Source organism: Vibrio atlanticus (genome assembly GCF_024347315.1).
Classification (GTDB): Bacteria; Pseudomonadota; Gammaproteobacteria; order Enterobacterales; family Vibrionaceae; genus Vibrio; species Vibrio atlanticus.
This window is the reverse complement of the sequence record NZ_AP025460.1, coordinates 3,361,744-3,373,748: the sequence shown is the minus strand read 5'-3', so window position 1 is coordinate 3,373,748 and position 12,005 is coordinate 3,361,744. Positions and strand designations below refer to the sequence as shown.

Here is a 12,005-nt window from a genome sequence, read left to right as displayed (position 1 = left end):
TGTACTGACCTCTATTAGGTTAATACGAGCTTAAGGCATTGCTGCCTCAAAGTGAGACTTACAGTGCTGCAAGTGCCGCTTCGTAGTTTGGTTCTTCAGTGATCTCTGCAACCAACTCGCTGTGTGTTACCACACCTTTTTCATCAACAACGACAACTGCGCGTGTTGTTAGGCCTGATAGTGGGCCTTCAGCGATCGCTACGCCGTAGTCTGATGCGAATGCAGGAGAACGGAAAGTTGAGGCGTGTTGAACGCCTTCAATGCCTTCTAGTTCGCAGAAGCGACCCGCAGCAAACGGTAGGTCAGCAGAAATACAAACAACAACCGTGTTCTCAAGCTCTGCCGCTTTTGCGTTGAACGTGCGTACGCTCGTTGCACAAGTTGCTGTGTCGATGCTTGGGAAGATGTTTAGAACCACTTTCTTGCCTTCAAGAGAAGCAAGAGTCAGTTCAGAAAGATCGCCTGCAGTCAGTGCAAAGCTTGGTGACTTTTCACCTGTTTGTGGGAATGTGCCCGTTAGCGGTACAGCAGCGCCTTTGAAGGTAACGTGTGACATGAATTTGTCCTTAGTTTAATTATGGTTATGAAACTAGTTGAGCCTAGTTCGACTTACGTTACTCGGAAGTGGTTAAGAAGTGAATGCTTTAAATGTCAGAATTGTAATCAAAGGTCTTTGATGTATTTGTTTGAGAGAGGAATAAATGAAACGACAGATAAAGAAAAACCCCGAGAGCTTGCGCTCATCGGGGTCTATAGTCTTACTCGCAGCAATCCGGCTACTAAGTGTGCTCCATGCATCAAATCCATGATAGTGTGCTGTTATCCTTCAGCGTATTCCTTTCGTCGCCTTCCTAGCGGTGTCCTTGATCTTATCCTGATCTGCCAACAATCCTCGTTAGCGCGCGTCACTTGTTCCTTGAGCGGTGTCCTTTACATCATCCTGATGTTCAGGCCTTTCCTCGTCCAGAGGTGTCCATTGTCTTTCCTTAGTAGCAACCATCCTAGTTACTATTGCGTCCATTCAATATCCATTTCGCTATCCATGCCGATTATTCATCCTGAGTAATCGAATCTTCATCCTGAAGATAACCAAATCCTTGGCGTTTCCTGTTCCGTGTCAGCATCCTTCCGACACCATTCATATTACCGATTCCTTATTTATCAGCAATGGTGAATAAGCGAATTTCTATATAATTATTTGAGTGATAAATGTACGTGTCTTTTTAATTCAATCGGTTACGACGTTAGGGTGACTAATTTCGTCATCAAATATCGATATTTACTCACTGCCTTGTGAGAGATCTCGCACAAGGCAGCGAGTAAAAAGGGAGGATTATTCCCTACTGACCAATGGCTGCACCTTCACGACGAGGGTCTGCAGCGCCTTCTAAACCATCTTTTGTGATGCGAATCGCGTGTAAACCAGAGTTAAGATCGCGAACGTTGACTTCAAATCCCATCTTTTCTAGCTCAGGTTTGAAGTTTTCCGCTGATGTTCCTTTTTCCAAATCTAAGGTACCGAAACGGTTTAGGAAGTGTGGTTGGTTGATCGCTTGCTGAATATCCATGTCCCATTGGGTATGCGCAATGATCGCTTGTGCTACATAACCGATGATACGGCTGCCACCGGGAGAGCCAATCGCCATGTAAGGTTTATCGTCTTGCATGATGATGGTGGGTGCCATTGAAGAACGTGGACGCTTACCCGGCTCAAGTCGGTTGGCGATAGGTTTACCATCGTTATGGGTCTTGAATGAGAAGTCGGTCAGCTCGTTGTTGAGTAGGAAGCCTCTCACCATCAAGCGTGAGCCAAAGGCATTCTCAATGGTGGTGGTCATTGAAACGACATTGCCATCGCTATCAACAATATTGAAGTGGCTGGTGGACGGCAATTCAATAGAAACATCTTGGCTTCTTTGCATGGCGTGATCCCACGGTGGCGTGCCTGATGGTGCGCTTTCTAATGCCTTGCCTGCGGTAATTAACTGGGCACGTTCCTGCAAATAGTCAGTATTGACTAACCCTTGGGTTGGCATCGGTATGTAATCTTGATCGGCCATGTACATACCACGGTCAGCAAAGGCTAGGCGAGAAGCGTCTGCTAACACTTGCCAAGATTTTGCGTCGTTTGGTCCCCATGATTTGAGGTCAAACTGCTCGGTCATCGCTAAGATCTGCCCAACCGTTAATGCACCTGAACTTGGTGGTCCCATTCCACATACTTGATAGCTTTCATAAGCAGAACAAACTGGCTCACGTTGCTTAATTGAATACGCGTCGAAATCTTTCTGCGCCAATACGCCAGGGTTACCTTTGGCAGTTTGCACAGTATTAATGATGTCGGCAGAGATCTCACCTTGATAGAAGGCCTTAGCACCGTTCTTCGAGATAGCGTTTAACGTTGCCGCGTATTCTGGGTTCTTAAGTTGAGTACCCGCTGTTTTCGGGCTGCCATCGGCATTGAAGAAGTAGGCCTTAGTTGTGGCAAAGCGGCTTAGTCGCTCTTGGTCATTTTCAATCAAGGTTGCTAAACGTGGGCTGATGGTAAAGCCTTTTTCAGCCAGTTGAGCTATGGGCTTAATCAGTGATTCCCACTCTAATTTACCGTATTTCTGGTGAGTGTCCCACAGCAATTGCACCGTGCCCGGTGTGGCAACAGAACGACCGCCAACCACTGCATCATAGAATTTAAGCGGTTGTCCGTTTTCGTCTTGGAATAGACGTGGTGTGGCATCAAGTGGTGCAGTTTCACGACCATCGTAGGTTTTGAGTTGCTTGTCCTTGCCATCAAAATAAACAAGGAACGCGCCACCACCAATACCTGAGGATTGAGGTTCCACTAAGCCAAGCATCAGCTGCACAGCAACCATGGCATCAATGGCATTACCACCACGAGCAAGTACATCGGCACCCGCTTGGGTCGCCAGTGGGTTGGCCGCAGTGACCATCCAGTCGTTGGCTTTAACGAGTTGTTTGGTTTCTAAACCACTACTTTGTTCGGGTGCGACGGAATCGGCAGCTTGATTTGCCCAACTGACGTAAGAGGCAAAAAGTAGGGTAGAAGTGGCGAGGGTTGTTAGTTTTGTTTTCCACTGCATGATCTTCTCCTTTTAATATGCAGAGCTAGATTGGCAGTGGAAAGATGAGATAGCCAGAGCGTTGTTAACGAATTGTAATCTTGATTCGAATTTAAGCGATTAAACCGGACAGTGACTGCCAAAGAATACTCGCGCCAATAAGGCTGAATAACACGCCACACAAGCCATCGATGTAAACGGTCGCTTCGCTGAGTTTCTTCTGCAGTGTTTTGGTTGAAAGCATCCACGCCAGCAGTGAGAACCAAAACAGAGAGAGGCCAAATAGGATGATCAGAGCAAAGCCTTTGCCTGACAGCGACATATCCGCAGGGATTAAGCTCGACATTAAACTAATAAAGAATACCAAAGCCTTTGGGTTGAGAATGTTGGTCATAAACCCTTTAGAAAATGCATCTCGTTTGTTGGTCAGAATCAGATCTTTGGAATTGACGGTGTCGGCGTCATCATCGTGGTTCTGAATGATTTGCCAGGTTGCTTTAAGTGCACCGTAACCTAAGTACAGTAAGTAGCTACCGCCGGCCAATTGGATAATGGCAAATAGTGTGGGTTGCTGGTGGACTAGGTAACTGATTCCCGTCAGGCTCAGCAATGAGTGCAGCAAGATCCCGCAAGATAAGCCAAGCGCAATGTACAAGCCTGTCTGGCGTCCGTGGCGTGTCGCATTTTGCACGACTAACGCAAAGTCGGGGCCGGGGCTCATCAAGGCGATGAAATGGATAGAGGCTAGGGTGATCAGTATGGTGACTTCGTTCATGTCAGTTCTCAATAACGTTGCCGCTATTTTTAAATAAGTAATCGTATTGAGCGTAGCTTACCGTGATTTGAAATCGAGCAATTGTAAATTATCAACACTTAGTTGATTTGTGAGGGTGGTACGCCGAACGTGGTTTTGAAAGCCTTAGAGAAGTGTGCCTGATCATAGAAGCCTACTTGGTGCGCAACCTTAGTACCACATATCCCAGACTTAATCAGGCGCATGCTTTGTTCCATGCGTAAACGGCTCAGCCATGCATAAGGCGTAATGCCCATTCTGCTTTTAAAATGGCGTTGGAATTGAGTCGTCGTTAAACCACACAACTCAGATAGTTGTTCTAATCGCACTGGTTGATCCAAATTCGCCATCAAATAGCCTTTTAGCGTATCAATCGATTGATTACCCAGTTTGATGTCGCTTTTCGATCCAAATTTCGCATAACGATCGACAATCGTCGAGAATCCTTCGAAAGGTAAGCAATCTTGAGCGAGTTGGCTGATGTTTTGATTGATTAACAGGCCATGTAAGTTGCGTAATTGTGAAAATGCAGCTTGATCGGAGAGGATCAACTCAGAAAAGCCTAATGTGTGACCATTTTCCTTGGGATCGGCAAGATCTTGAAACCATTGGGGAGAAACCGCAAACACACTGACCTGATAACCCGAATCGAGCTTGGAGTGCCCATCATGCAGTTCATCGGGTGGCATGATAACAACTTGGCCAGCACCAACATTATGGCTCGTCCCTTTATAGACGAATTTCTGCTGTCCTTGGGTAATTAAGCCAATGTGAAAGTCCAAATGATAGTGGCGCTGAAAGGCAAACTCTTGATACTGAGCTTGGATCAGGCTGATATCTTCTGTTGGGGTAGAGTAGTAGTGGACTTTATCCATGGTACAAAAAAGCTTGGTCAAATAGTCATCAATTCAACCAAGCTTATCTTCGTATTAAGGGATTGTCTTGTAAAAAACGATCAGTGTTACTGCTTAGCGCGTTTGTTCTTCTTGTTGTTACGTAGGCCATCAAAGCTGAAAATCACCAGAGCGCCCCAAATAAAGGCGAAGGTAATCGCTTTATCTGAAGTAAAGGCTTCACCGTAAATCAGAACCGCGAGCAAGAACATTAAGCTGGGGCCGATGTACTGGAAGAACCCGAGTGTCGATAGCTTCAAGCGGGTTGCAGCGCCAGTAAAACAAAGCAGTGGAACCGTGGTGATCACACCTGCTGCAACCAATAATAGATTGAGCTGCATTGGGTTCATCGAGAAATCTGACGTTGCGCTATCGGCAATAAACAGTAAGTAGGTTGCGGCGAGAGGCAGCATCACCAGAGTTTCAATGAACAGACCCGTTTGCGCTTCTAAGCTGACTTTCTTACGCAGCAAGCCATAAAAACCAAAGCTAAAGGCTAGGGCAATAGCGACGATCGGCACTGAGCCGAAGGCAATCAATTGGATTAATACGCCAATCGCGGCCAGAGCCACAGCAAACCATTGCAGCTTACGTAAGCGTTCGCCGAGGAAGAGCATCCCAAGTAATACGTTAATTAGCGGGTTGATGTAATACCCCAAACTGGCATCGAGCATGTGATTGGAATTCACCGCCCAGATAAAGATCAGCCAGTTTGCACCTACTAAAATAGACGTCGCTACCAAATAGAGCATTTTTGGTTTTGAGGTCAGGGTGTCACGGACTTTACGCCAGCTGCGGCCGATGTGTAGTAAGAAAGCGAGTAGGAAAAAAGACCATACTACACGGTGGCTAAGGATCTCTAACGGGGAAACGTCACTTAAAGATTTGAAATATATAGGGGCGATCCCCCACATTGTGTAGGCGCCGACGGCAAGCAAAACTCCCTGGCGCGTACGTTGTTGTTCTTCCTGTGTCATGCATCTTTCTCTAGCACTAAGTGCTTATTAATAAGATTTATAAGAGAGTTGGTCAGTATAGGAGCGATAACCCTTTTCACCTAACAATTTGCGGTTTAATTCGCCAGCGTTCCCCTCTACAATGTGCGACTTGCTTGCCGAAGATGCTTGCTGATTTCATACCTCGATTAGGAACCATAATGACCGCCACTCTGATTGCTGAGCAAATACCAACTCCCGCGAATGATGCGCAAACCATCTTGCAAGATGTGTTCGGCTATCAAAGCTTTCGTGATGGTCAGCAAGAGGTCATAGACCTAGCCGTTGAAGGCAAAGACAGCTTGGTAATTATGCCAACCGGTGGTGGTAAATCTCTGTGTTACCAAATTCCGGCGTTGGTTCGTGAAGGGCTGACTCTGGTTATCTCGCCGCTGATCTCGTTGATGAAAGACCAAGTCGATCAACTGAAGGCCAATGGTGTTGCTGCTGAGTGTATTAACTCTTCAATGCCACGCGACCAATTGCTGAATGTGTTCAATCGTATGAACTCAGGTCAGCTGAAAATGGTTTATGTGTCGCCAGAGCGCGTGTTGATGCGTGACTTTATCGAGCGCTTACAAGGCTTGCCGCTTTCGATGATTGCGGTGGATGAGGCGCACTGTATCTCTCAGTGGGGACACGATTTCCGTCCTGAGTATGCTTTGCTAGGCCAACTTAAAAAGTATTTCCCGCATGTGCCTTATATGGCGCTGACGGCAACCGCTGACGATGCGACGCGCAAAGATATTATCTCGCGTTTGCAGCTGGTGGAGCCGCACACGTACTTAGGCAGCTTCGATCGCCCTAATATTCGCTACAACCTAGTTGAGAAGCACAAGCCCGTGTCTCAGGTGGTTCGCTACCTAGAAACACAGAAAGGCAATTGCGGCATCATCTATTGTGGTAGCCGAAAGAAAGTGGAAATGGTGACCGAGAAGCTGTGCAATAACGGTATTCGCGCTGCGGGTTACCATGCAGGCATGGACACCGACGAACGTGCTTACGTTCAAGAAGCCTTCCAACGTGATGATATTCAGATCGTTGTGGCGACTGTGGCGTTTGGTATGGGCATCAATAAACCCAATGTACGTTTTGTGGTGCACTTTGATATCCCACGCAACATCGAATCTTACTATCAAGAGACAGGCCGCGCGGGTCGCGATGGCTTGCCTGCTGAAGCGATGATGTTGTTTGACCCTGCTGATATGGGTTGGCTGCGTCGTATGCTGGATGAGAAAGAAGAAGGCCCGCAAAAACAAGTTGAGATGCACAAGCTGAACGCGATGAGTGCCTTTGCCGAAGCGCAAACCTGTCGTCGTCAGGTTCTGCTTAACTACTTTGGCGAGTATCGCGAGAAACAATGCGGCAACTGCGATATCTGCCTAGATCCACCAAAACACTTTGATGCAACCCAAGAGGCGCAGAAAGCGTTGTCTTGTGTGTACCGCGTTAACCAATCATTTGGTATGGGCTATGTAGTCGAAGTGATGCGCGGTATGCAGAACATCCGTGTGCGCGATAATGGTCACGATAAATTATCTACTTACGGTATTGGCCGCGACCACAGCCATGATTACTGGATCAGTATCTTCCGTCAGTTGATTCACAAAGGCTTGTTGTTCCAGAACATCACTCGTAACTCGACTTTGCAGTTAACCGAAGAAGCCCGCCCGTTATTGCGCGGTGAGATGTCTTTGGAGTTGGCTGTACCTCGTTTAGATACCGCGGTGCGTAATGCTAAGTCCGATAAACTGAGCAGCAAGAACTACGATAAGAAGCTGTTTGCCAAACTGCGCAAGCTGCGTAAGTCGATCGCTGATGAAGATGGTTTGCCACCTTATGTGGTATTCAGTGATGCGACTCTGATTGATATGGCTGAAATATTACCCACATCTTATGGCGAGATGCTGGCAGTCAATGGCGTTGGTCAGCGTAAACTTGATAAGTACGCAGACCCATTCTTAGATTTGATTCAAGAACACATCACCACACACGGCTAGCTTGCCAGAAACGACTAGCTTGTAAAAACGATTGGCTTATAGAAAAAGAATAAGGTTGATAGGGACATGACAACACCAACAGAATTTGGCTTAAGAGAGTATTTGGCTGAGGAAGGGCGTTTATTGATTACGTCTCCAAGTTTTGATTTTGATTCTTATGAAGTGCTAGGTGAAAAGCTGGTGGCATTGCTGTCAGCTTCTGTTGTTGAAAAGCAATGGGACGCCGATATGCATTCTTGGTTGATTGATTTTGAAGATTGTCGAATGTTTTTAAAGTCTGAGCATTACAGCGAATCAATTTGGTTTGAGTCGTTAAACGCTGAAGAAAGCCGAGAAGAGTTCGATTATCTCGCGACGCTTTTCAAGCGTGGTTTCTAACTTTTAGCATGGCTTCTGAAACGTAGCTTCTAAACCTGGCTTTTAAAACTTGGCTTCTAACGTCATTCATCAATAAAAATGAGGATAAACGTTTGCGTTTGTTCTCACCGTTGCAGCCAATATTGATTAATGTATAATCGCCCGCCGCTCAATAGAGCAAATTATAGAAACATTTTTAATTCACATTATTGGTAAGAGCTTTCTTAGTTTATTCGAAGAAATGACTCGATTTGGGTTCCCTCACCCCCAAACCAAACTAAAAAGGTACAGCATGAGTAACTTTACCCCTGCGCAACAGCGCAAAGCCCTAGCACTATTAGTTTTGTTCCATTTAGTGATTATTGCGTCAAGCAACTATTTGGTTCAGCTACCTTTTACCGTCTTCGGTATGCACACCACTTGGGGTGCTTTCACTTTCCCGTTTATCTTCCTAGCGACCGATCTCACAGTACGCATTTTTGGCGCGCAGCTTGCTCGTAAAATCATTTTCTTAGTGATGTTGCCTGCACTGGCCGTTTCTTATTTATTGTCTGTGGTGTTCTTTGAAGGTTCATTCCAAGGCTTTAGCCAACTAGGCGAGTTCAACCTGTTTGTTGCACGCATCGCAGCGGCAAGCTTCATGGCTTATTTGCTCGGTCAGATCTTGGATGTGCATGTGTTCAACCGCTTACGCCAAATGAAGCAATGGTGGGTTGCGCCAACGTGTTCGACACTTTTTGGTAATGCCATTGATACGATCGCGTTCTTTGCGATTGCTTTCTACCAAAGCCCAGATCCATTCATGGCTGAGCACTGGACTGAGATTGCGTTGGTTGATTACGGATTCAAACTTATCATCAGCTTAGGCTTGTTCGTGCCTATGTACGGTGTGCTTCTAAATTACGTAGTTAAGAAGCTAACCGCTGTGAACCCTGACTTTAAAGCGACAGGTGTTAACGCTTAAATTTAGATTTGTAACGCAAAGCATTAATGCAGCGATAAGAAAAAGCCCAAGTTAGTAGACTAACTTGGGCTTTTTTAATTTCTAGCGTCAGATACTAATATCAGAGGCATTCAATATTCAATGGCCAGCCAATATCGGTTTGTCGATTGGATTCGATTTCTAGCTCTGCGGCTGTGAGAGGGTTGTCTTGCAGCCATTGTTTAGAAAGCGTCAAGGTCAGATTGTTGTCATCCGTCGTCAGCTTGAACTCAGGCTCTAGCGCTGGATTACGACGGTGAGTCAACAAAATAGCCAAACGTAGAATTCGTAAAATACGCTTGCTGCTGGTGCCTGAGATTGCATGTTGCTCTGGCAATGAAGTTAACTGTTCGCGGTAGCGGCGTGTTAACTCACCCAAGCAGTGCTTTTGCGCTCGAGTAAAGCCAGGTAGGTCTAAGTTCTGCAGTAGGTAAGCACTGTGCTCGCCGCCTTTTTTGAAATCGATTGTTAAACCAATCTCATGAAGCTTCGCCGCTGTTTGTAATAGCACACCTGCTTGAGGTTCAGAAACCCACGTTTCGGCGCCCGCTTGCTCTAATAGAGTCTGTGCGACTACAGCAACTTGTTCACTGTAGCTTACGTCCATTTGGTAGCGTGATTGCACGCTCTTAATGGTACGAGCGCGAATATCTTCTTGGCGAAACTCATCAACCATCTCGTAGGCGAGACCTTCACGGAGTGCGCCGCCAGCGAGTGTCATTGAATCAATTTCAAGCAGCTCAAAAATCGCGATAAGAATAGAAAGGCCACTTGGGAACACTAGTGCGCGCTCAAGGGTTAAGCCTTCAATCTCAAGCTCTTCTAAGCGCTCGGTAATCATCGCTTGTTTTTGTAGACGCTTGAGTTTGGCGTGAGTAATGACTTCATCCATGCCTTGCGCCAACATGATTTCTTGCAGTGCTTGAACGGTACCACTGGCACCAACACACACATCCCATCCGATATCAGTGTAGCTATCTAGGATAGGAGCCAACGTAGACTTAGCCGCTTCAATGGCATTGTTGAAGTTGGTTGCGGTTAATTGGCGATCTTTAAAGTGGCGTTCAAGCCAAGTAACACAACCCATCTTTAGGCTGGTTAAGGCTTTGGCTGAGAAACCTTCACCGATGATCATCTCTGTACTTGCACCACCAATATCAACCACTAGTCGGCGGCCGCTGCCACCAGAAGTGTGTGCTACGCCTTTATAGATAGTCGCAGCTTCTTCTTCACCAGAGATAACATTGATGTCGTAACCAAGGATCTGGTTCGCTTTCTCGAGAAATATATCCACATTGATAGCGGTACGTAGGGTCGCTGTACCAACAATGCGGATATTTTCTTTCGGAATATCTTGCAGTCGCTCTGCAAAGAGACTCAAACAGTCCCAACCGCGCTGCATGGCTTCAGTACTAAGCGCATTATTTTCATCTAAGCCTGCAGCTAAACGAACTTTGCGCTTAATTTTAGCCATGGTTTGTACGCTGCCATCGATATGACGCACAACGAGCATATGAAAACTGTTCGACCCGAGGTCGATTGCAGCATAAAGCGGTGGTGACACTGTTTGACTCATAAGCGACTAAGCTTCCTTGTTATGACGCGGTTGGCGTGGGCGACGGTTCTGGTTTGGTTTACGGTTACCGTTGCGTGGGCCATTGTTGTTTGAGCGGCGTTGTTGCGGGTTACGTGTACGTAAGCGCATCGGTGCTGGCAGATCTTCCAGTAGTGCAGAAGCATCGTAGTCAGACATTGGGATAGCGTGCTCAATGTATTCTTCGATTGGTGGCAAGTTGATTGCGTAATCTTCACAAGCAAAGCTGATCGAGTGACCGCTTTCACCAGCACGACCTGTACGGCCGATACGGTGAACGTAATCTTCACAATCGTCAGGTAGGTCAAAGTTGAATACGTGTGTTACTTGAGGGATGTGTAGGCCACGTGCTGCAACATCTGTTGCGACAAGCAGGTCAACATCGCCTTTAGTGAATTGCTCAAGAATCTTTTCACGTTTCTTCTGAGGAACATCGCCAGTTAGTAGGCCAACACGGTGACCATCGGCAGCCAAGTGGCCCCAAACTGATTCACACTTGTGCTTAGTGTTAGCGAAGATGATTGCGCGATCTGGCCACTCTTCTTCGATTAACGTTTGTAGAAGAGCCATCTTATGTTCGTTAGAAGGGTAGAACAGCTCTTCTTGAATACGGTGACCAGTCTTACGCTCAGGTTCAACAACGACATGCTCTGGGTTGTGCATGTGTTCGAATGCAAGTTCTTGTACGCGGTAAGACAGCGTCGCAGAGAACAGCATGTTTAGGCGATCTTTTGGCTCAGGCATACGACGGAACAAGAAGCGGATGTCTTTGATGAAACCAAGATCGAACATGCGATCAGCTTCGTCAAGAACAACTGCTTGAATGTGGTTAAGGTTAAATACCTTTTGCTTGTAGAAATCGATGATGCGGCCAGTTGTACCAATTAAGATATCAGCGCCTTCTTCGATCTTACCTAGTTGCTTGTCGTAGCTTTCGCCACCGTAAGCTAATGCTGCCTTGATACCTGTGCTTGCAACCAGAGAGTCAGCATCGTTGTAGATCTGAATCGCGAGTTCACGCGTTGGTGCCATAATAATCGCACGTGGCTGGTTAGGCTTACGGCCTTCATGCTCAGGTGTTTTTAGCAGGTGATTAAAAGTAGCAGTAAGAAACGCAAGCGTTTTACCAGTACCCGTTTGGGCCTGGCCTGCAATGTCTTGGCCGGTGAGCAGTACCGGGAGCGCCAAGGCTTGGATAGGGGTACAATAGTCGAACCCTTTTTTCTCCAATCCTTCAATGACTTGCGGAAGTAAATCCAAGTCGGCGAACTTTTGCTCTGTGATATGCGTCTTTTTCATTGCTATAGAATATCA

General features: G+C 46.5%; 10 protein-coding genes. 3 read left to right on the top strand and 7 right to left on the bottom strand.

Annotated features, from left to right (window positions below; all coding sequences use genetic code 11):
• Positions 1 to 58 precede the first annotated feature (58 nt).
• From tpx to rarD, 5 genes are all read right to left on the bottom strand, one after another.
• Positions 59 to 556, bottom strand: a complete 498-nt coding sequence (tpx, locus tag OCV30_RS15220; protein WP_009848186.1) for a thiol peroxidase — start codon at positions 554 to 556, stop codon at positions 59 to 61.
• Between the two features lie 784 nt (positions 557 to 1,340).
• Positions 1,341 to 3,098: a gamma-glutamyltransferase gene (ggt, locus tag OCV30_RS15215; RefSeq protein ID WP_065679803.1), complete on the bottom strand. Its 1,758-nt coding sequence runs from the start codon at positions 3,096 to 3,098 to the stop codon at positions 1,341 to 1,343.
• 91 nt (positions 3,099 to 3,189) lie between these two features.
• Positions 3,190 to 3,852 (bottom strand): LysE family translocator, encoded by a 663-nt coding sequence (locus tag OCV30_RS15210; protein WP_065679802.1) that lies wholly within the window; start codon positions 3,850 to 3,852, stop codon positions 3,190 to 3,192.
• A 98-nt stretch (positions 3,853 to 3,950) separates the two neighbouring features.
• Positions 3,951 to 4,745 carry a helix-turn-helix transcriptional regulator gene (locus tag OCV30_RS15205; protein ID WP_065679801.1) on the bottom strand — a complete coding sequence of 265 codons (795 nt, stop codon included), beginning with the start codon at positions 4,743 to 4,745 and terminating at the stop codon, positions 3,951 to 3,953.
• Between the two features lie 86 nt (positions 4,746 to 4,831).
• Positions 4,832 to 5,740 carry an EamA family transporter RarD gene (gene rarD / locus OCV30_RS15200; protein WP_065679800.1) on the bottom strand — a complete coding sequence of 303 codons (909 nt, stop codon included), beginning with the start codon at positions 5,738 to 5,740 and terminating at the stop codon, positions 4,832 to 4,834.
• Between the two features lie 179 nt (positions 5,741 to 5,919).
• On the opposite strand from rarD, the gene recQ reads away from it, so the two are divergent.
• The 3 genes from recQ (at position 5,920) to OCV30_RS15185 (ending at position 9,079) form a co-directional block, all read left to right on the top strand.
• Positions 5,920 to 7,758, top strand: coding sequence for an ATP-dependent DNA helicase RecQ (recQ, locus tag OCV30_RS15195; RefSeq protein ID WP_065679799.1), 1,839 nt, complete (start codon positions 5,920 to 5,922; stop codon positions 7,756 to 7,758).
• Positions 7,759 to 7,824: 66 nt separating this feature from the next.
• Positions 7,825 to 8,136 (top strand): DUF3630 family protein, encoded by a 312-nt coding sequence (locus OCV30_RS15190; protein ID WP_009848192.1) that lies wholly within the window; start codon positions 7,825 to 7,827, stop codon positions 8,134 to 8,136.
• A 271-nt stretch (positions 8,137 to 8,407) separates the two neighbouring features.
• Positions 8,408 to 9,079: a 7-cyano-7-deazaguanine/7-aminomethyl-7-deazaguanine transporter gene (locus tag OCV30_RS15185; RefSeq protein WP_004736638.1), complete on the top strand. Its 672-nt coding sequence runs from the start codon at positions 8,408 to 8,410 to the stop codon at positions 9,077 to 9,079.
• 100 nt (positions 9,080 to 9,179) lie between these two features.
• Here OCV30_RS15185 and gppA read toward each other — a convergent pair whose 3' ends face one another.
• Positions 9,180 to 10,673, bottom strand: a complete 1,494-nt coding sequence (gene gppA, locus OCV30_RS15180; RefSeq protein WP_065679798.1) for a guanosine-5'-triphosphate,3'-diphosphate diphosphatase — start codon at positions 10,671 to 10,673, stop codon at positions 9,180 to 9,182.
• Positions 10,674 to 10,679: 6 nt separating this feature from the next.
• Positions 10,680 to 11,990 carry an ATP-dependent RNA helicase RhlB gene (gene rhlB / locus OCV30_RS15175; RefSeq protein ID WP_009848195.1) on the bottom strand — a complete coding sequence of 437 codons (1,311 nt, stop codon included), beginning with the start codon at positions 11,988 to 11,990 and terminating at the stop codon, positions 10,680 to 10,682.
• Positions 11,991 to 12,005 lie beyond the last annotated feature (15 nt).

Coding starts and splice junctions, on each gene's coding strand:
- tpx (WP_009848186.1), bottom strand. CDS start 556: ATGTCACACGTTACCTTCAAAGGCGCTGCTGTACCGCTAACGGGCACA.
- ggt (WP_065679803.1), bottom strand. CDS start 3,098: ATGCAGTGGAAAACAAAACTAACAACCCTCGCCACTTCTACCCTACTT.
- OCV30_RS15210 (WP_065679802.1), bottom strand. CDS start 3,852: ATGAACGAAGTCACCATACTGATCACCCTAGCCTCTATCCATTTCATC.
- rhlB (WP_009848195.1), bottom strand. CDS start 11,990: ATGAAAAAGACGCATATCACAGAGCAAAAGTTCGCCGACTTGGATTTA.
- OCV30_RS15190 (WP_009848192.1), top strand. CDS start 7,825: ATGACAACACCAACAGAATTTGGCTTAAGAGAGTATTTGGCTGAGGAA.
- rarD (WP_065679800.1), bottom strand. CDS start 5,740: ATGACACAGGAAGAACAACAACGTACGCGCCAGGGAGTTTTGCTTGCC.
- OCV30_RS15205 (WP_065679801.1), bottom strand. CDS start 4,745: ATGGATAAAGTCCACTACTACTCTACCCCAACAGAAGATATCAGCCTG.
- recQ (WP_065679799.1), top strand. CDS start 5,920: ATGACCGCCACTCTGATTGCTGAGCAAATACCAACTCCCGCGAATGAT.
- OCV30_RS15185 (WP_004736638.1), top strand. CDS start 8,408: ATGAGTAACTTTACCCCTGCGCAACAGCGCAAAGCCCTAGCACTATTA.
- gppA (WP_065679798.1), bottom strand. CDS start 10,673: ATGAGTCAAACAGTGTCACCACCGCTTTATGCTGCAATCGACCTCGGG.